The sequence below is a fragment of the Streptomyces sp. genome (assembly GCF_036566765.1).
GTDB lineage: Bacteria > Actinomycetota > Actinomycetes > Streptomycetales > Streptomycetaceae > Streptomyces.
This window is the reverse complement of sequence record NZ_DATCVQ010000164.1, coordinates 25,315-42,699: the sequence shown is the minus strand read 5'-3', so window position 1 is coordinate 42,699 and position 17,385 is coordinate 25,315. Positions and strand designations below refer to the sequence as shown.

The 17,385-nt window shown below is 70.1% G+C and carries 17 protein-coding genes and 2 tRNA genes; 7 read left to right on the top strand and 12 right to left on the bottom strand.

Annotated elements, in window-relative coordinates; translation table 11 throughout:
- Nucleotides 1-369: class I tRNA ligase family protein (locus VIU94_RS08870; RefSeq protein WP_331909365.1), on the bottom strand; the 369-nt coding region annotated here is incomplete at its 3' end.
- A 138-nt stretch (nucleotides 370-507) separates the two neighbouring features.
- Between VIU94_RS08870 and VIU94_RS08865 the strand changes: the two genes are divergently transcribed.
- A complete protein-coding gene (locus VIU94_RS08865; RefSeq protein WP_331909363.1) occupies nucleotides 508-1,485 on the top strand; it encodes a hypothetical protein in 978 nt (325 codons plus the stop codon).
- A gap of 74 nt (nucleotides 1,486-1,559) precedes the next feature.
- On the opposite strand, the gene clpX is transcribed toward VIU94_RS08865, so the two are convergent.
- From clpX to VIU94_RS08840, 5 genes are all read right to left on the bottom strand, one after another.
- Nucleotides 1,560-2,843, bottom strand: coding sequence for an ATP-dependent Clp protease ATP-binding subunit ClpX (clpX, locus tag VIU94_RS08860; RefSeq protein WP_331909361.1), 1,284 nt, complete (start codon nucleotides 2,841-2,843; stop codon nucleotides 1,560-1,562).
- 157 nt (nucleotides 2,844-3,000) lie between these two features.
- Nucleotides 3,001-3,663, bottom strand: a complete 663-nt coding sequence (locus tag VIU94_RS08855; RefSeq protein WP_331909359.1) for an ATP-dependent Clp protease proteolytic subunit — start codon at nucleotides 3,661-3,663, stop codon at nucleotides 3,001-3,003.
- A gap of 61 nt (nucleotides 3,664-3,724) precedes the next feature.
- On the bottom strand, nucleotides 3,725-4,342 hold the full coding sequence (locus tag VIU94_RS08850; RefSeq protein WP_331909357.1) for an ATP-dependent Clp protease proteolytic subunit: 618 nt from the start codon (nucleotides 4,340-4,342) through the stop codon (nucleotides 3,725-3,727).
- A gap of 244 nt (nucleotides 4,343-4,586) precedes the next feature.
- Nucleotides 4,587-5,972 carry a trigger factor gene (gene tig, locus VIU94_RS08845; protein WP_331909355.1) on the bottom strand — a complete coding sequence of 462 codons (1,386 nt, stop codon included), beginning with the start codon at nucleotides 5,970-5,972 and terminating at the stop codon, nucleotides 4,587-4,589.
- A gap of 175 nt (nucleotides 5,973-6,147) precedes the next feature.
- Nucleotides 6,148-6,224 (bottom strand) — tRNA-Pro (locus VIU94_RS08840).
- A gap of 131 nt (nucleotides 6,225-6,355) precedes the next feature.
- On the opposite strand from VIU94_RS08840, the gene VIU94_RS08835 reads away from it, so the two are divergent.
- Both VIU94_RS08835 and VIU94_RS08830 read left to right on the top strand, forming a co-directional pair.
- Nucleotides 6,356-6,429 (top strand) — tRNA-Gly (locus VIU94_RS08835).
- 130 nt (nucleotides 6,430-6,559) lie between these two features.
- Complete coding sequence (locus tag VIU94_RS08830; RefSeq protein WP_331909353.1) at nucleotides 6,560-6,883, top strand: amphi-Trp domain-containing protein; 324 nt, start codon at nucleotides 6,560-6,562, stop codon at nucleotides 6,881-6,883.
- On the opposite strand, the gene VIU94_RS08825 is transcribed toward VIU94_RS08830, so the two are convergent.
- The 3 genes from VIU94_RS08825 to VIU94_RS08815 form a co-directional block, all read right to left on the bottom strand.
- On the bottom strand, nucleotides 6,880-7,074 hold the full coding sequence (locus tag VIU94_RS08825) for a hypothetical protein (RefSeq protein ID WP_318106822.1): 195 nt from the start codon (nucleotides 7,072-7,074) through the stop codon (nucleotides 6,880-6,882). The genes VIU94_RS08830 and VIU94_RS08825 overlap by 4 nt on opposite strands.
- Nucleotides 7,075-7,244: 170 nt before the next feature.
- Nucleotides 7,245-7,712, bottom strand: a complete 468-nt coding sequence (locus VIU94_RS08820) for an HD domain-containing protein (protein WP_331909351.1) — start codon at nucleotides 7,710-7,712, stop codon at nucleotides 7,245-7,247.
- A gap of 30 nt (nucleotides 7,713-7,742) precedes the next feature.
- The gene (locus VIU94_RS08815) at nucleotides 7,743-8,888 is read right to left on the bottom strand and encodes a SpoIIE family protein phosphatase (RefSeq protein ID WP_331909349.1); all 1,146 of its coding nucleotides are present in this window, start codon (nucleotides 8,886-8,888) and stop codon (nucleotides 7,743-7,745) included.
- A 107-nt stretch (nucleotides 8,889-8,995) separates the two neighbouring features.
- Here VIU94_RS08815 and VIU94_RS08810 point away from each other — a divergent pair, with 107 nt between their 5' ends.
- Nucleotides 8,996-10,225 (top strand): GNAT family N-acetyltransferase, encoded by a 1,230-nt coding sequence (locus tag VIU94_RS08810; protein ID WP_331909347.1) that lies wholly within the window; start codon nucleotides 8,996-8,998, stop codon nucleotides 10,223-10,225.
- A 42-nt stretch (nucleotides 10,226-10,267) separates the two neighbouring features.
- Here VIU94_RS08810 and VIU94_RS08805 read toward each other — a convergent pair whose 3' ends face one another.
- Nucleotides 10,268-11,077 carry an Fpg/Nei family DNA glycosylase gene (locus tag VIU94_RS08805; RefSeq protein WP_331909345.1) on the bottom strand — a complete coding sequence of 270 codons (810 nt, stop codon included), beginning with the start codon at nucleotides 11,075-11,077 and terminating at the stop codon, nucleotides 10,268-10,270.
- Nucleotides 11,077-11,571 carry a ribose-5-phosphate isomerase gene (locus VIU94_RS08800; RefSeq protein ID WP_331909343.1) on the bottom strand — a complete coding sequence of 165 codons (495 nt, stop codon included), beginning with the start codon at nucleotides 11,569-11,571 and terminating at the stop codon, nucleotides 11,077-11,079. Before VIU94_RS08800 ends, VIU94_RS08805 begins: the two co-directional genes overlap by 1 nt.
- Nucleotides 11,572-11,766: 195 nt before the next feature.
- On the opposite strand from VIU94_RS08800, the gene VIU94_RS08795 reads away from it, so the two are divergent.
- Nucleotides 11,767-13,209: an amino acid permease gene (locus VIU94_RS08795; protein ID WP_331909341.1), complete on the top strand. Its 1,443-nt coding sequence runs from the start codon at nucleotides 11,767-11,769 to the stop codon at nucleotides 13,207-13,209.
- A gap of 176 nt (nucleotides 13,210-13,385) precedes the next feature.
- On the opposite strand, the gene VIU94_RS08790 is transcribed toward VIU94_RS08795, so the two are convergent.
- Nucleotides 13,386-13,982 carry a biotin transporter BioY gene (locus VIU94_RS08790; RefSeq protein ID WP_331909339.1) on the bottom strand — a complete coding sequence of 199 codons (597 nt, stop codon included), beginning with the start codon at nucleotides 13,980-13,982 and terminating at the stop codon, nucleotides 13,386-13,388.
- Nucleotides 13,983-14,246: 264 nt separating this feature from the next.
- On the opposite strand from VIU94_RS08790, the gene VIU94_RS08785 reads away from it, so the two are divergent.
- Both VIU94_RS08785 and VIU94_RS08780 read left to right on the top strand, forming a co-directional pair.
- Nucleotides 14,247-15,686, top strand: a complete 1,440-nt coding sequence (locus VIU94_RS08785; RefSeq protein WP_331909337.1) for an amino acid permease — start codon at nucleotides 14,247-14,249, stop codon at nucleotides 15,684-15,686.
- 167 nt (nucleotides 15,687-15,853) lie between these two features.
- The gene (locus tag VIU94_RS08780) at nucleotides 15,854-17,272 is read left to right on the top strand and encodes an amino acid permease (protein ID WP_331909335.1); all 1,419 of its coding nucleotides are present in this window, start codon (nucleotides 15,854-15,856) and stop codon (nucleotides 17,270-17,272) included.
- Nucleotides 17,273-17,385 lie beyond the last annotated feature (113 nt).

Genomic DNA, 17,385 nt, shown 5'->3' with positions numbered 1-17,385 from the left:
GAACGCCTCACGGCCCAGGTCGTGGCGGGACTTGCCCTCCTTGGCGAGCTCGCGCTCGACGACGTTCTGGGTGGCGATGCCGGCGTGGTCCATGCCCGGCTGCCACAGCGTCTCGTAGCCCTGCATCCGCTTGCGGCGGGTGAGGGCGTCGATCAGCGTGTGCTCGAAGGCGTGGCCCAGGTGCAGGGAGCCGGTGACGTTGGGCGGCGGGATGACGATGGTGTACGCGGGCTTCTCGCTCTTCGCGTCCGCCTCGAAGTAACCGCGCTCTACCCAGCGCTCGTACAGCTTCCCCTCTACTTCGGCCGGCGCGTACTGGGTCGGCAGTTCGGGGTTGGCGGCTGTCTGCTGCTGAGAGTTCTCGGTCACGGGGTCAGTTTAGAGGGGTCCCGGGCCGGTCCTGAAACGAGATAGTTCCGTAACGGTGTGCCCCCCACCGCCCGACCGGGGCACGGGTTCCGCCAGGATGTTCGGTACGCATAAACATCCTGTGAGGGGAACCTCTTAATGAGCTACAACCAGCCCGGACCGTACGGCGGTCAGCCGCAGCAGCCCGGGCCGTACGGGCAGCCGGGTCCCTACGGCCAGCAGCCGCAGGCGCCCCAGCCCGGCTACGGGTATCCGCAGCAGGCGCCGCAGCCGGGCTACGGGTATCCGCAGGGCGGGGTCCCGCCGCAGCAGCCTTATGGACAGCCGGGGCCTTACGGCCAGCCGCAGCAGCCCGGACCGTACGGGCAGCAGCCGCAGTACGGGCAGGGCGGCCCGGGCTTCCCGCCGCCGGCCCCGAAGAAGAAGACCGGCGCGGTCATCGCCGTGATCGCGGTGGTGGCCGCGCTCGGCGTCGGGGCGTACTTCGTGTTCGGCGGCGGAGGCGGAGGCGGCCTCGGCGGCGGTGGCGTGAGCGACGACACCAAGGGCTACAAGATCACGCCCCCGGCGACCGTCGGCGAGTACAAGAAGGTCGAGAACGACACGAACGGCGAGAAGCCGCTCAGCCCGGCGCAGAAGGCGAAGGCCGAGGCGTTCGGCATCGCGAACCCCTCCCAGGTCATCGCCCAGTACAAGACGAGCACCGAGAAGCTCAAGGGCAAGCAGCTGACGCTCAGCGGCCTGTACGGCGAGATCGCGGACCCCGAGAAGGCGCTGGACACCTACTTCGCCAACATCGGCAAGAACCAGGACATGGAGGCGGGCCTCAAGATCGAGCCGGTCGGCACGGCCGAGACGGTGGAGCCGGCCGGCTTCGAAGGCGCGCTCATGAAGTGCCAGATGGTGAAGATGAGCAGCTCGAGTCCGACCGGTAATCCCGCCGGTGGTCCGAGCTCGCTGGAGGTCCCCACCTGCGCCTGGGCGGACTACTCCACGCTCGGCTCGATCAACGTCATCGACATGACCTCCCTGGTGACCGGTCAGTCGACCGTGCAGCAGGCCGAGGTGGCCGACCTGACCGCGAAGCTGTACGCCACGGCCCGCACGAAGGCCTGAGCCTCCGGCTCAACACACAGGGGCGCCCGGCCGGTTGGAATCCGGCCGGGCGCCCCTGTGTATGTCTGCTGCGGCTACGCGCTCTTCTCGTGCCGGCCGTCGTTCTTGACGATGCGGGGCACCAGCGTCGGGTTGACGTTGTTGCGGACGACGTCGGCCGTGATGACGACGCGGGCCACGTCCTTGCGGGACGGGACCTCGTACATCACCGACATCAGGACCTCTTCCATGATGGCCCGCAGACCCCGCGCGCCGGTGCCGCGCAGGATCGCCTGGTCGGCGATGGCCTCCAGGGCCGGGCGGTCGAAGTCCAGCTCCACGCCGTCGAGTTCGAAGAGCCGCTGGTACTGCTTCACCAGCGCGTTGCGCGGCTCGACGAGGATCTTCAGGAGTGCCTCGCGGTCCAGGTTGTGCACCGAGGTGATGACCGGGAGCCGGCCGATGAACTCGGGGATCATCCCGAACTTCACCAGGTCCTCGGGCATGACCTCCTGGAACTGGTCGCTCGCCTCGATCTCGCGCTTGGAGCGGATGGTCGCCCCGAAGCCGATGCCCTTGGCGCCCGCCCGCGACTCGATGATCTTCTCCAGGCCGGCGAAGGCGCCGCCCACGATGAAGAGCACGTTCGTCGTGTCGATCTGGATGAACTCCTGGTGCGGGTGCTTCCGGCCGCCCTGCGGCGGCACGGAGGCGGTGGTGCCCTCCAGGATCTTCAGCAGGGCCTGCTGGACGCCCTCGCCGCTCACATCACGGGTGATCGACGGGTTTTCGCTCTTCCGGGCGACCTTGTCGATCTCGTCGATGTAGATGATCCCGGTCTCGGCCTTCTTGACGTCGTAGTCGGCCGCCTGGATCAGCTTGAGCAGGATGTTCTCGACGTCCTCGCCGACATAGCCCGCCTCCGTCAGCGCCGTCGCGTCGGCGATGGCGAACGGGACGTTGAGCATGCGGGCGAGCGTCTGGGCCAGCAGCGTCTTGCCGGAGCCCGTGGGGCCCAGCAGCAGGATGTTGGACTTCGCCAGCTCGATGGCGTCGTCCCGGCCCTGCGCGCCGCCGTTCTCGCCGGCCTGGACGCGCTTGTAATGGTTGTACACAGCGACGGAGAGGGCCTTCTTCGCGGGCTCCTGCCCGACGACGTACCCCTCCAGGAACTCGTAGATCTCGCGGGGCTTGGGGAGTTCCTCCCACCGCACCTCGCTCGTCTCGGCGAGCTCCTCTTCGATGATCTCGTTGCAGAGGTCGATGCACTCGTCGCAGATGTACACACCGGGGCCTGCGATGAGCTTCTTCACCTGCTTCTGGCTCTTTCCGCAGAACGAGCACTTGAGCAGGTCGCCGCCATCACCGATGCGTGCCACGAGGTGCTTCCCCTTCGCCTGGGAGCGGCTTGGTTCAGCCGACTCCTGGTGCCTCATATCCGACGGTACCTTGCCGGGCCCCCCGTTCGGGCCCCCCTTGGCACGGTTCACATCGAAGCGGTACTCCGGGCGAACCGTGCCAGGGGAAGGTCGAGCGTCAGGCTGCCGCGGCGGCCGTGCTCTTGCGGGTCGAGACGATCTGGTCGATCAGGCCGTACGCCAGGGCGTCCTCGGCCGTCAGGATCTTGTCACGCTCGATGTCGTCGCGGATCTTCTCGATCGGCGTCGAGGAGTGCTTGGCCAGCATCTCCTCCAGCTGGCTGCGCATCCGCAGGATCTCGCGGGCCGCGATCTCCAGGTCGGAGAGCTGCTCGCGGCCGGTGCCGCCGGAGGGCTGGTGGATCAGCACACGGGCGTTCGGCAGGGCCATCCGCTTGCCGGGGGTGCCGGCGGCGAGCAGCACGGCCGCGGCGGAGGCCGCCTGGCCCATGCAGACCGTCTGGATGTCGGGCTTCACGAACTGCATCGTGTCGTAGATCGCGGTGAGCGCCGTGAAGGAGCCACCGGGGCTGTTGATGTAGATCGAGATGTCGCGGTCCGGGTCCATCGACTCCAGGCACAGCAGCTGCGCCATGACGTCGTTGGCGGACGCGTCGTCGATCTGCACGCCGAGGAAGATCACGCGCTCCTCGAAGAGCTTCGCGTACGGGTCGTACTCGCGGATGCCCTGCGAGGTGCGCTCGACGAAGCGCGGCACGACGTAGCGGTTGTCCATCGGCGCGCCGGTGTAGAGGCCGCTCGCGGAGAGGTTGTTCTGCATCTGGGTGTTCACCGTCCTGGTGGCGTTCGGCGGGGGCTGGGGCTCTTCAGCGGTGCCGGGCTCAGGCGCCCGTGCCGCCGCCGCCGGGAACGCCCGCGGCGTGCGTGATGATGTCGTCGATGAGGCCGTACTCCTTGGCCTCGTCCGCGGTGAACCAGCGGTCGCGGTCACCGTCGCGGATGATCGTCTCGACGGTCTGACCGGAGTGGAGCGCGGTGATCTCGGCCATGCGCTTCTTCGTGCGGAGCAGGTACTCGGCCTGGATCTTGATGTCCGAGGCCGTGCCGCCGATGCCGGCGGAGCCCTGGTGCATCAGGACGTCGGTGTTCGGCAGCGCGAAGCGCTTGCCGGCGGTGCCGCCGGTGAGCAGGAACTGGCCCATCGAGGCCGCCATACCCATGCCGATCGTCACGATGTCGTTGGGGATGTACTGCATGGTGTCGTAGATGGCCATGCCGGCCGTCACGGAGCCACCGGGGCTGTTGATGTACAGGTAGATGTCCTTCTCCGGGTCGGCGGCCAGGAGGAGCATCTGGGCGGTGATCTTGTTGGCGATCTCGTCGTCGACCTGCTGGCCGAGGAAGATGATGCGCTCGCCGAGCAGCCGGTTGTAGACATGGTCGCCGAGGCCACCACCGATGGACGGCTCACCCGCGGCGTAAGGCTTCAGATTCGTCACGTATCCACCTGCTCGTCTCCGACGGCGCGTGTGCCGTCTCAGCGTCTCGTTCGGAGGGCACTGCCCTCGCTATTCATGGACCCTAACGCCCTGGTAGGACAACGCCATCCCGGTTCCCGAACTGTTCGCTCGGAGCGCAAGGTGCCAGGGGCCGTTTGCACTCCGTGTGCGGGACGGGGAAGGGCCCGGACGCGCGTGCGTCCGGGCCCTTCCTGCCACCGGCTCCAGGGGAGCCGGGCGGGGCTTACTTGGCCTCGGCCTCGGCGTCGCCGTCGACGACGGTCTCGACGACCTCGGCGGCCTCCTCGACCTCGTCCTCGTCGTCGGAGAGGTCGACGACCTCACCGTTGGCGTCGACGACCTTGGCGGCCTCGACGACGACCGCGAGGGCCTTGCCGCGGGCGACCTCGCCGACGAGCATCGGCACCTGGCCGCCCTCGACGACGGCCTGGGCGAACTGGTCGGGGCTCATGCCGGAGGAGGAGGCGCGGCGCAGCAGGTGCTCGGTGAGCTCCTCCTGGCTGACGTTCAGCTTCTCCTTGTTGACGAGCTCATCGAGGATGAACTGCGTCTTGATGCCCTTCTCCGCCTGCTCCTTGGTCTCGGCCAGGAACTCCTCCTCGGTCTTGCCCTGGATCTCCAGGAACTTCTCGAGGGTGAGGCCCATCTGGCCGAGCTGGTGGTGCTCCAGGTTGTGCTTGCGGGTGTTGATCTCGTCCTCGAGAAGCTTCTCGGGCATCGGGACCTCGACCAGCTTGATGAGCTCGTCGAGGACGCGCTCCTGGGCCTGGGTGGCCTGGTCGAACTGCTTCTGGTTCTCGAGGCGCTTGCGGGCGTCGGCCTTCAGCTCGTCGAGGGTGTCGAACTCGGAGGCGAGCTGGGCGAAGTCGTCGTCCAGCGCGGGGAGCTCGCGGGCGGAGACGGCGGTGACCTTGACGGTGACCTCCGCGTCCTTGCCCTCGGCGGAGCCGCCCTTCAGCTGCGAGGTGAAGGTGGCCTCGCCGTCGGCCTCCAGGCCGGTGACGGCCTCGTCGATGCCGTCGAGGAGCTCGCCGGAGCCGATGGTGTACGAGACGCCGCTGGCGACGCCGTCGGGCAGCACCTCGCCGTCGACCTTGGCCTCGAGGTCGAGGGTGACGACGTCGCCCTCGGCGGCGGCGCGCTCGACCGCGGAGGTGGAGGCGAAGCGCTCGCGGAGCTGCTCGACCGACTTCTCGACGTCCTCGTCGGTGACCTCGACGGCGTCGACGGTGACCTCGATGCCGGAGTAGTCCGGGATCTCGATGGTCGGGCGGATGTCGACCTCGGCGGTGAAGGCCAGCAGCTCGCCGTCCTTCAGCTCGGTGATGTCGACCTCGGGCTGGCCCAGCGGGTTGACCTCGGCCTCGTTCACGGCCTCGGTGTAGAACTTCGGGAGCGCGTCGTTGACGGCCTCCTCCAGCACAGCGCCGCGACCGAACCGCTGGTCGATCACACGAGCCGGGATCTTGCCCTTGCGGAAGCCCTTGACCGTGACCTGCTGGTTGATCTTCTTGTACGCCGCGTCGAGGCTGTCCTTGAGCTCCTCGAAGGGCACCTCGACAGTGAGCCGAACCCGGGTCGGGTTCAGGGTCTCCACGGCGCTCTTCACGGTTCGGTCTCCTTGATGGCTGATTCTGGGATGCGGCCGGTTCCGCTTGGTGGCGGTTCCGGCCGATCGGCCCGGTCAGAAAGACACACGGGCACGTAGCCTGCATAGTAACCGCAAGCCGGACGCGCCCCACAACGCGATCTTGGTTGCGCAGGGCGACCACGGGAGTCCCTGGTGGTCGGGGTGGCGGGATTTGAACCCACGGCCTTCCGCTCCCAAAGCGGACGCGCTACCAAGCTGCGCCACACCCCGTCGGTGCGACACGTAGGGTACATGCCCGGAGACCGTCCGACGCCCCCGATGAAAGGGGCGTGCGACGACGCCCCGGAACCCGCTAGGATGGCGCCCGTGCCGCGGCCCTCGTGACCTGCGGCGCGACGCATGCGGGCGTAGCTCAATGGTAGAGCCCTAGTCTTCCAAACTAGCTACGCGGGTTCGATTCCCGTCGCCCGCTCCACATGGCTCAGGGCCAGGTCGGAGGATCATCCTCCGACCTGGCCCTGATGCGTTGCGGTGGCCGGTCCGGCGTGGGGCGCGAGAATGGGCGGTAGCGACTCTTCGTAGTGCCCGAGGGATCGGAGACCGGTATGTCGGACCTCAAGTTCGAGCAGAAGCGCGCGCTGTCCCGGCTCGAGGCGGCCGATCAGCTGGAGGCGCTCGCGAAGGCGCTGCGCGAGGGCGGGGAGGCCGAGTTCGAGCTCGCCCCCGTGACCCTGAGCATGCGGATCCCCGACGACCTCCGTAGCGAGATCGAGGTGGAGGTCGGGGACGGGGAGATCGAACTGGAGCTCGAGTTCAAGTGGTCGATCGCGCCTGCCCCTACGGCGCCGCCCAAGGCGAGCGCCGGCAGGGGCAGGGCCACGAAGCGCTCCGCCGCGAAGCGTTCCGCCGCGAAGAAGCAGTCCGGCTAGAACTTGATCGAGTTGATCGTCTGCGCTATCGAGTCGAGGAAGCGCTGGATGTCGTCCGCCATGCCGGTGGAGGCGAGAAAGAAGCCGAAGAGGGCGGCCACGACGGCGGGGCCTGCTTTGAGCGAGCCGCCTCGGACTAGTACGACGAGGACGATGCCCAAAAGAAGCACCACAGACAGTGAAAGGACCACAACTGATCACACCCCTGGTCGGTCCGCCTAGCCGGCCGGGGGACACACGACTCAGGCGCCCCCGCTCCCCCCATCGTGCCACCAACCACGGCCTGTTGGTCCCCCGGTGACGAATCGTGGACGTACGGATCGGGCCACTTCGGCGATATCCGGGCGTCGGAGCGCGGGAATTAGGCTTGATCGTTCCGTTCGGCCGCCGGGAGGCCCAGGAGGGCGCGCATGCGGGCGTACTTCTCGGTCAGTCGGCGGCGGGTGGGGGCGTCGAGGACGGCGAGCCGGGCCGGGTCGGCGTTGTGGGCGAGGTCGGACTCCTTGACCAGGAGCGCGCCGGGGACCGCCAGGACGCGTCCGGCGTACGACTCCGGGGGCTCGCCGGGGCGTTTCGTGAGTGCGAGGACCATGTCCTTGACGGGCTGCGGGAGTTGGGCGTCGCGCAGCCAGTCTGCGGAGAGCGCGTCGTCCTCCACCGCGTCGTGCAGCCAGGCCGCGGCGATCTGCTCGTCGCTGCCGCCCCGCGCCCGTACGCCGTCGGCGACGGCCTGGAGGTGCTCGGCGTACGGGCGTCCCGCCTTGTCCGTCTGGCCCTCGTGGGCCGCGCGGGCGAGGGCCTCGATCTCGGGGAGCGTGAGGTGCGCCATGCGGGGGACTGTACGGCAGGGCTCGCGCGCTCAGCCCGTGCGGCTGATGAGCAGCAGCGCGCGGTCGTCGTTGACGTCCTTGGCGCAGGCCTCGATGAGGTGCCAGGCGGCGCCCTCGAAGCCGGAGGCGACGTAGCGGTCGGCCTCGCCGGTCAGTCGGTCGATGCCCTCGGCGATGTCGCGGCCGGAGGCCTCCACCAGGCCGTCGGTGAAGAGCATCAGCACGTCGCCGGGGCGCAGCGAGCCCTTGACCGGGTGGAACTCGGCGCCGTCGTAGACGCCGAGCAGCGGGCCCTCGCCGGTCTTCTCCTCCCAGCGCCCGCTGCCCGCGTGCAGCTGGAGCGCCGGCAGGTGGCCGGCCGACAGGAGCTCGTAGTCGCCGGACTCCAGGTCGAGGACGAGGTGGATGGAGGTCGCGAACCCCTCGTCCCAGTCCTGCCGCAGCAGGTAGCCGTTGGCGGCGGGCAGGAAGCCGTGCGGGGGCAGCGAGCCGAGCAGGCCGCCGAACGCGCCGGAGAGCAGCAGCGCGCGGGAGCCCGCGTCCATGCCCTTGCCGGAGACGTCCGTGAGCAGGACCTCCAGGGTGCGGCCGCCGTTCGTCCGGGCGGCGACGACGAAGTCGCCGGAGAAGGACTGGCCGCCGGCCGGGCGGAGCGCCATCTCGCGGTGCCAGCCCTTGGGCAGCCGGGGCAGGGAGCTCTGCACCCGGATGCGTTCGCGCAGGTCGAAGAGCATGGTGCCGCCGCGCCGCCAGGGGACCCCGACCCGCGCCCGGAACTGGGCGATGAGCAGGCCGAACAGTCCGCACGCGGCGACCACCAGGACCGTTCCCGGCGTGACCGCGGCGGGGGCATGCGGGTACGGGCCGAGCACCAGCGACTCGACGATCAGCGCGCCGGCGGCCGCCGCGTACAGACCGAGCAGGCTGGCGGGCCGCAGCAGCAGTCCGCCGGCCACGATCGGCAGGACGAGGGCGGCGGGCGCGCACCAGACGGGGTTGGCGAGCGTGCCGAGGGTGATCGCCGGAATGACCAGCAGCAGCCCCGCGAACGCCACCCAGTCGGAGCCCTCGCCCCGGAAGTAGTCGACGCCGGACTTGCGCAGGCCGATGCGGGCCCGGTGTGCGCTCCTGCGCAGCCGGGCCGCGTGCGAATCCACTCCCGCGCGACTTCCCATTGGCCTGGACCCTATCCACCCGATCGGACCTCGTGCAGGGGGACCCCTCAGACATCACACGTGAAATCGGGTCGCCGGGTGAGGGCGGCCGCTGATATCGATGGCATATGACCACGGAATTGCGGGTGCTCGACCCGAGCGAATGGGACGACTGGTACGGGAACCTGGAGCTCGCGTTCGGCGGCGTCCCGGAGGCCGCCGAGGAGCGCGCGCTCTGGCGGGAGTTGACCGAGTTCGACCGGTTCATGGGCGTCTGGGACGGCGAGCGCGCCGTCGGCACGGCGGGAGCCTTCTCCTTCAAGTTGAGCGTCCCGGGCGGGGCGCTCGTCCCGACGGCGGGCGTCACGATGGTGAGCGTGGCCGCGACGCACCGGCGACGCGGGATCCTCACCTCGATGATGCGACGTCAGCTCGACGACGTACGGGCGTGGGGCGAGCCACTGGCCGTGCTGACCGCCTCGGAGCCGGTGATCTACGGACGCTTCGGCTACGGCGTCGGCACGTACGCGACGCGCGCGACGATCGACAAGACCCGGGTGCGGCTGATCGTGCCGGCGGGCGCGGACGACGTGGTGCTGCGGCAGGCCGACCCGGCGAAGGCGGCCGCGGCGTGCGAGGCGGTGTACGCGCGGCTGGTACCGGCCCGGCCCGGGATGCTCGCGCGGCAGCCCGGCTGGGAGGCCCTGGGGCTGCTGGACCCGGCGGGCGAGCGGGGCGGGGCGTCGCCGCTGCAGTGCGTGCTCGCGGAGCGGGACGGGGAGGTCGTCGGGTACGCGCGGTACGCGATCAAGCCGGAGTGGAGCACCGCGGGTGCGCAGGGCTCGGTGGCCGTGAAGGACGTGGGGGCGCTGGACCCGGCGGCGGCAGGGGCGCTGTGGCGGTTCCTCTGCTCGATCGACCTGACGTCGTCGGTACGGATCCACAGCCGGCCGGTGGACGACGCCTGGCAGCACTTGGTCAGCGACATCCGGCGCTGCGAGCCGACGCTGCGGGACGTGCTGCATGTGCGGCTGGTGGATGTGGGGGCGGCGCTGGCGGCGCGGGCGTATCAGGCGCCGGTGGATGTGGTGCTCGAGGTCGCGGACGCGTTCTGTCCTTGGAATGCGGGGCGGTGGCGGCTCACCGGGGACGCGACGGGTGCGACGTGTGTGCGGACGGAGGAGGCGGCGGATCTCGCGCTGTCCGTGCGGGAGTTGGGGGCCGTGTATCTGGGGGGCGTGAGCCTTGCGTCGCTGGCCGCGGCCGGGCGCGTGCGCGAGCTGCGGGCGGGCGCGTCGACGGAGGCGTCCGTCGCCTTCGGGTGGCCCGTGGCGCCGTGGCTGCCGCACGGGTTCTAGCTGCCCACAACGGTGAAGCGGGCGGGCGCCGGCCCGCCCTGCTCACCTGGTCTGGCAGCCGGGGCACCAGAAGAGGTTGCGGTTGGACAGGTCTGCTGTGCGGATCTCCGTGTCGCAGATGTGGCACGGCATCGTCGCTCGGCGGTAGACGTAGACCTCGCCGCCGTGGTCGTCGACCCTTGGGGGGCGGCCCATCGCCTCGGGGGTGTGTTCGGGGCGGACCGTGTCGATGCGGTTCAGGCGGACGCCCTCGCGCATCAGGGCCACCAGGTCCGCCCAGATCGCGTCCCATTCGCGTCGGGTGAGGTCCTTGCCCGCGCGGTACGGGTCGATGCCGTGCCGGAACAGGACCTCGGCGCGGTAGACGTTGCCGACGCCCGCGACGACCTTCTGGTCCATGAGCAGCGCGGCCACGGTCGTACGGCTGCGGGAGACGCGTCGCCACGCGCGGTCCGGGTCCTCGCCGGCGCGCAGCGGGTCGGGGCCGAGCCGGTCGTGTATCGCCTGCTTCTCGGCGTCCGTGATCAGCGCGCAGGTCGTGGGGCCGCGCAGGTCCACGTACGCCTCGGGGTGCGCGAGCCGCAGCCGGACCGTGTCGGCAGGCGGCGCGGCGGGGGCGGCGCCGAAGTTCACCTTGCCGAACAGGCCGAGGTGGATGTGGACCCAGCCGCGCCCGGCGAAGCCGAGGAAGAGGTGCTTGCCGTGGGCGTCGACGTCCTCCAGGACGCCGCCGTCGAGCAGCGCCGCCGAGTCGGCGAACCGGCCCTGCGGGCTGGTCACCCGCACGGACCGGCCGCCGAACCGTTCCCGGTGGTCGGCGGCCAGTCGGTGGATGGTGTGCCCTTCGGGCATCAGGCGGTCGGCTCCTGCGGGTGGTGGGCCGGGATGGGCGGGAGCTCGCCGGTGGCCTCGTACGCCGCCAGCATCTCGATGCGGCGGGTGTGGCGCTCGTCACCCGAGTACGGGGTCTTGAGGAAGACCTCGACGAAGGTGGTCGCCTCGTCCTGGGTGTGCATGCGGCCGCCGATGGCGACGACGTTGGCGTTGTTGTGCTCGCGGCCGAGGGCGGCGGTCTGGTTGCTCCAGGCGAGGGCCGCGCGCACCCCCTTCACCTTGTTCGCGGCGATCTGCTCGCCGTTGCCGGAGCCGCCGATGACGACGCCGAGGCTGTCCGGGTCCGCGGCCGTCTTCTCGGCGGCGCGCAGGCAGAACGGCGGGTAGTCGTCCAGGGCGTCGTAGATGTGGGGTCCGCAGTCGACGGGCTCGTGGCCGTGGGCCGTGAGCCACTCGACGAGGTGGTTCTTGAGTTCGAAGCCGGCATGGTCGGAGCCGAGGTACACGCGCATGGCTCCGAGTGTGGCACGGCGGGAGCGGGGTAGCGGTCAGCGGGGTCGGGCCCGGTCGGGCGGGTCCGCGGGGTGTCCGGATCAGGACCCCCCTCCGATAACGATCCGGAGTCAGCCCTTCCGAATTGCCCCGGACTCGGTGTTCCATTCTCGGGCTCGCGACCCGAGCCCCTCCCCTCACCCAAGGAAGCGTCGATGAACACGCAACCGACCCTTACGAAGGAAGGCGGAAGCACCGGATCCACCGGTGATTCCCAGCATTCCGACGGTCTCAAGGCCGGCCTCAAGAACCGCCACCTCTCGATGATCGCCATTGGCGGCGTCATCGGCGCCGGCCTGTTCGTCGGCTCCGGCTCCGGCATCGCCGCAGCCGGCCCCGCAATCCTTCTCTCGTACGCACTCGTCGGCGCGATGGTCGTCTTCGTGATGCGGATGCTCGGCGAGATGGCTGCCGCACGGCCGTCCTCGGGCTCCTTCTCCGCCTACGCCGACCAGGCGCTCGGCCGCTGGGCGGGCTTCACCATCGGCTGGCTGTACTGGTTCTTCTGGGTCGTGGTGCTGGCCGTCGAGGCGACCGCGGGCGCGGTCATCCTGGAGAGCTGGGTCCCGGCCGTGCCGCAGTGGGCCTGGGCGCTGATCGTGATGGTCGTGCTGACCGCCACCAACCTCGGCTCGGTCGCCTCGTACGGCGAGTTCGAGTTCTGGTTCGCCGGCATCAAGGTCGTCGCGATCGCCGCCTTCGTGGTGGTCGGTCTGCTCGCCGTCTTCGGCGTGCTGCCGGGCTCGGACAACCCGGGCGCGGGCTTCGCGCATCTCAGCGACGCCGGGGGATTCCTCCCGATGGGCGCGGGCGCGATCCTCACCGGCGTGCTGATGGTCGTGTTCTCCTTCATGGGCAGCGAGATCGTCACCCTGGCCGCGGGCGAGTCCGAGGACCCGCAGCGCGCCGTGACCAAGGCGACCAACAGCGTGATCTGGCGGATCGGCGTCTTCTACCTGGGCTCGATCTTCGTCGTCCTGACGCTGCTGCCGTGGAACGACAAGTCGATCGTCGAGAAGGGCTCGTACGTCGCCGCCCTCGACTCGATCGGCATCCCGCACGCCGGCCAGGTCATGAACGTCATCGTGCTCACCGCCGTGCTGTCCTGCCTCAACTCGGGCCTGTACACGGCCTCCCGCATGGCCTTCTCGCTCGGCCAGCGCGGTGACGCGCCGAAGGCCTTCGCCCGCGCCAACAAGCGCGGCGTCCCGGTCGCGGCGATCCTCGCCTCTGTGGTCTTCGGCTTCGTGGCGGTCTTCTTCAACTACTGGCGGCCGGACGACGTCTTCGCCTTCCTGCTGAACTCCTCGGGTGCGGTGGCGCTCTTCGTCTGGCTGGTCATCTGCCTGACCCAGCTGCGGATGCGCAAGATCATCCTGCGCGAGTCGCCGGAGAAGCTCGTCGTGAAGATGTGGCTCTTCCCGTACCTGACGTGGGCGACCGCCGCCATGATCGTCTTCGTCCTCGGCTTCATGGTCTACGACGGCGGCAGCAACCGTGAGCAGGTCGTGCTCTCGCTGCTCGTGGCCGGGCTCGTGCTCGCGATCGGGCTCGTCAAGGACAAGTTCGCCAAGCGCTCGGAGATCGAGCAGGTCTGAATCCCTACCTGACGGAAGCTGTCAGGTATCCACGGAAGGCTCTCCGTACACCGATCGCCTCGGGAACGGAGAGCCTTTCCGTGTCCAGGGCCTGTTCGGCCCCGGGACGCGAAAGAGGCTCGCCGCGGTCGAGACGGAACTCGACCCGGCGAACCTCTTCGGAAGGCGGTGAGCGGTCAGCCCTTGCGGCCGACCAGCTTCCAGGCGGTGGGCAGCAGGCCCATGGCGAGCGCGGCCTTGAGGGCGTCGCCGATCAGGAACGGGGTGAGGCCGGCCGCGACCGCCTGGCCGAAGGTCATGCCGGTGGCGAGGGCCAGGTACGGCACGCCGACCGCGTAGACGATCGCGGAGCCGAGCGCCATCGCGCCCGCCGTGCGCAGCACCGAGCGGTCGGCGCCGCGGCGGGCGAGGGCGCCGACGACGGTGGCGGCGAGCATCATGCCGAGGATGTAGCCGAAGGACGGCATCGCGTAGCCCGAGGACGCCTGGGCGAACCACGGCACGCCCGCCATGCCGGCGACCGCGTAGAGCGCGAGCGCCAGGAAGCCGCGGCGGGCGCCGAAGGCGGTGCCGACCAGCAGGGCGGCGAAGGTCTGGCCGGAGACCGGGACCGGGGAGCCGGGGACCGGGACGGAGATCTGGGCGGCGAGGCCGGTGAGCGCGGCGCCGCCGACGACCAGCGCGATCTCGCGGGTGAGACCTGCTGCCGGCAGCAGGTCGGCGAGGACCTTTCCGGGGCGGAGGGAACGGACGGGGGCGACGGCGGTGCTCATCGGTACTCCGCGGGGCGAGGGGTCGGGTGGGCCAGCTCGACCGTAGTCGAGGGGTGAGCGCCCGATCACGGTCAGCCGCCGACAAAGCGACGGGTGAGGGCTTGGTGGAGATCACACAAAGGCGGCCGATCATGCCTCCCGCCACGTGACGCTCGTCACGGGGAACTCCCGCCATGAGGTCCTTTTTGCGCCAAGGGTGGTGGAGCGGAGAGACTGTGGGGTCTCCATAAATCGCCATGAGCCCCCGAGAGCACGAGCCGCCGCATGCACGACGCCCCGCCGTCCCCCCTGACCGCCGAAACCGAGCCGCTCTCCCACGGGCTGAAGCAACGTCATCTGACGATGCTGGGGCTGGGCGGGGTCATCGGAGCGGGGCTGTTCGTCGGCTCCGGCGCGGGCATCGCGGTCGCCGGGCCGGGCATCGTGCTCTCGTACCTGATCGCGGGCGCGCTCGCGATGCTGGTCATGCGGATGCTCGGCGAGATGTCGGCGGCGATGCCGGCCTCGGGCGCGTTCTCCGTGCACGCCGAGCGGGCGCTGGGCCGCTGGGCCGGGTTCTCGGTCGGCTGGCTGTACTGGTTCCTGCTGGTGGTCGTCCTCGCGGTGGAGGCCACCGGCGCGGCGCGGATCGCGAACGGCTGGGCGCCCGGGGTGCCGCAGTGGGCCTGGGTGCTGATCTTCATGCTGGTGTTCACCGGGGCGAACCTCGCGGCGGTGAAGAACTTCGGCGAGTTCGAGTTCTGGTTCGCCGCGCTCAAGGTCGGCGCGATCGTCCTCTTCCTCGTCCTGGGCGTGCTGGCGATCGTCGGCTGGCTGCCCACGGCGTCGACTTCCTCCGGGGACCCGGTGGGCCTGACGAACCTGACCGGGCAGGGCGGCTTTCTGCCGCACGGCGGGGAGGGTGTGATCTCCGGCGTCCTGGCGGTGGTCTTCGCCTTCGGCGGCCTGGAGGTCGTCACGATCGCGGCGGCCGAGTCGGACGACCCGGCGCGCAACGTGGCCCGCGCGGTGCGCAGCGCGGTGTGGCGCATCCTCTTCTTCTATGTCGGCTCGATGCTGGTGATCGTGACGCTGCTGCCGTGGACCTCGATGAAGCCGGGCGAGTCCCCGTACGTCGCCGCCCTCGACGCGATCGGGGTCCCGGGGGCCGGCCAGATCATGAACGTCGTGGTCTTCGTGGCACTGCTCTCGGCGCTCAACGCGAACCTGTACGGCTCGTCCCGGATGATCTTCTCCCTCGCCGAGCGGGGGGAGGCGCCCAAGGGGCTGCTGCGGATCACGGGCGGATGGGGGTCCCCCCGCTCGAGCGAAGCCGAGAGTGGGGGAGTGCCGCGCCGGGCGGTGCTCGCCTCGGTGGCCTTCGGCTTCGTCTCCGTACTGCTCAATCTCAAGTGGCCGGACTCGGTCTTCCTCTATCTCCTCAACTCCGTCGGCGCGGTGCTCCTGTTCGTCTGGGGCCTGATCGCGGTCTCGCAGCTGCGACTGCGCCGCCGCATCGAGCGCGAGGCGCCCGAGACGCTGACGCTGCGGATGTGGGGCTTCCCGTGGCTGACCTGGACGGCGCTGGCCGCCATGGTCGCCGTCCTGCTCCTGATGCTGACCGACGACGCGGCGCGCCCGCAGGTGCTGTGGTCGGGCGCGGCAACGGGGGCGGTCCTGTTGGTCGCGGGCGTACGGGAGTTGAGGGATCGTCGCCGCTCCTGAACCCGGCGAGCGGGCCCGGGCAGGCTACCGGCGCGTACGAAACGACACCGGATCTTCACGTTGCGTGAAGCTCGTGCCCGTATAGCGGACATCCGTTCCCTATGAGCGGTGCACCCCCACAGACTGTGGCGCGTCCCCCCGTCTCATCCTCTGAACAGGGCAGGTTCATGTCCCGGACCACCGCGCCCGCGCCGCCCGTCGACCGCACGGACGACTCGGCGACCCTCTCCCACGGCCTCAAGCAGCGCCATCTGTCGATGATCGCCCTCGGCGGCGTCATCGGCGCCGGCCTCTTCGTCGGCTCCGGCGCCGGCATCGCCGCCGCCGGCCCGTCGATCGTGGTCGCCTACGCAATCTCCGGCCTGCTCGTCATGCTCGTGATGCGCATGCTCGGCGAGATGTCGGCCGCCTACCCGTCCTCCGGCTCGTTCTCCTCCCACGCGGAGCGGGCCTTCGGCTCCTGGGCCGGATTCACCGCCGGCTGGGCGTTCTGGGTGCTGCTCAGCGTCGCCGTAGGCCTGGAAGGCATCGGCGCCGCGAAGATCGTCACCGGCTGGCTGCCCGGCACCCCGGAGTGGGCGTGGGTCGCCCTCTTCATGCTGATCTTCGCCGGCACCAACCTGGCGGCCGTGAAGAACTTCGGCGAGTTCGAGTTCTGGTTCGCCGCGCTCAAGGTCGGCGCGATCGCGCTCTTCCTGGGCCTCGGCGTGCTCGCTGTCCTGGGCATCCTGCCCGGCACCGACTCCCCCGGCACGACCAACCTGTTCGGTCAGGGCGGGTTCCTGCCGAACGGCAGCGAGGGCCTGGTCATCGGCCTGCTCGCCTCGGTGTTCTCGTACGGCGGCATGGAGACCGTCACCATCGCCGCCGCCGAGTCCGAGGACCCCGTCAAGGGCGTCGCGAAGGCCGTGCGGACCGCGATGTGGCGCGTGGCGGTGTTCTACGTCGGCTCGATGGCCGTCGTCGTCACGCTCGTCCCGTGGAACGACAAGGCGGTCACCGAGAAGGGCCCGTACGTCGCCGCGCTCGACCACCTGGGCATTCCGGCCGCCGGCCAGATCATGAACATCGTGGTGCTGATCGCCCTGCTGTCCGCGATGAACGCGAACATCTACGGCTCCTCGCGCATCGCCTTCTCGCTGGTCAAGCGCGGCCTCGGCCCGAAGCTGCTCGGCACGGTCTCCAGCGGTGTGCCGCGTCCGGCCGTGCTCGCGTCCTGCTTCTTCGGCTTCGTCTGCGTGGGCCTCAACTACTGGTCCCCCGAGACCATCTTCCCGTGGCTGCTCAACATGATCGGCGGCGTGATCCTGGTCGTCTGGATCTTCATCGCGGCCTCGCAGCTGGTGCTGCGCCGCCGCCTCGAGCGCGAGGCGCCCGAGAAGCTGGTCGTGCGGATGTGGGCCTACCCGGTCCTCACCTGGGTCGCCCTGGCCGGCATGGCGGTCATCTTCTTCCTGATGGCCCGCGAGGAGGGCACCCGCGTGCAGCTCTACGCGACGGGCGCGATGACCGTGGCGCTCGCCGTCATCGGCCTCGTCCGCCAGAAGGCGGCGGCGAAGACGGAGGGTGTGCGCCAGGACGCCTGACGCTCCGCACCCGATCGACCCCCCGGAACCCCCGGACCGCTTCGAAGCGGTCCGGGGGTTCCGGCGTTCTCGGCGGTCTGCGCGGCCTCCGCGACCCCGTGATCTTCTTGCTG

Coding starts and splice junctions, on each gene's coding strand:
- VIU94_RS08830 (WP_331909353.1), top strand. CDS start 6,560: ATGTCGGACCTCAAGTTCGAGCAGAAGCGCGCGCTGTCCCGGCTCGAG.
- VIU94_RS08795 (WP_331909341.1), top strand. CDS start 11,767: ATGAACACGCAACCGACCCTTACGAAGGAAGGCGGAAGCACCGGATCC.
- VIU94_RS08780 (WP_331909335.1), top strand. CDS start 15,854: ATGTCCCGGACCACCGCGCCCGCGCCGCCCGTCGACCGCACGGACGAC.
- VIU94_RS08815 (WP_331909349.1), bottom strand. CDS start 8,888: ATGGGAAGTCGCGCGGGAGTGGATTCGCACGCGGCCCGGCTGCGCAGG.
- VIU94_RS08790 (WP_331909339.1), bottom strand. CDS start 13,982: ATGAGCACCGCCGTCGCCCCCGTCCGTTCCCTCCGCCCCGGAAAGGTC.
- VIU94_RS08865 (WP_331909363.1), top strand. CDS start 508: ATGAGCTACAACCAGCCCGGACCGTACGGCGGTCAGCCGCAGCAGCCC.
- VIU94_RS08855 (WP_331909359.1), bottom strand. CDS start 3,663: ATGCAGAACAACCTCTCCGCGAGCGGCCTCTACACCGGCGCGCCGATG.
- VIU94_RS08810 (WP_331909347.1), top strand. CDS start 8,996: ATGACCACGGAATTGCGGGTGCTCGACCCGAGCGAATGGGACGACTGG.
- VIU94_RS08800 (WP_331909343.1), bottom strand. CDS start 11,571: ATGCGCGTGTACCTCGGCTCCGACCATGCCGGCTTCGAACTCAAGAAC.
- VIU94_RS08805 (WP_331909345.1), bottom strand. CDS start 11,077: ATGCCCGAAGGGCACACCATCCACCGACTGGCCGCCGACCACCGGGAA.
- VIU94_RS08820 (WP_331909351.1), bottom strand. CDS start 7,712: ATGGCGCACCTCACGCTCCCCGAGATCGAGGCCCTCGCCCGCGCGGCC.
- VIU94_RS08785 (WP_331909337.1), top strand. CDS start 14,247: ATGCACGACGCCCCGCCGTCCCCCCTGACCGCCGAAACCGAGCCGCTC.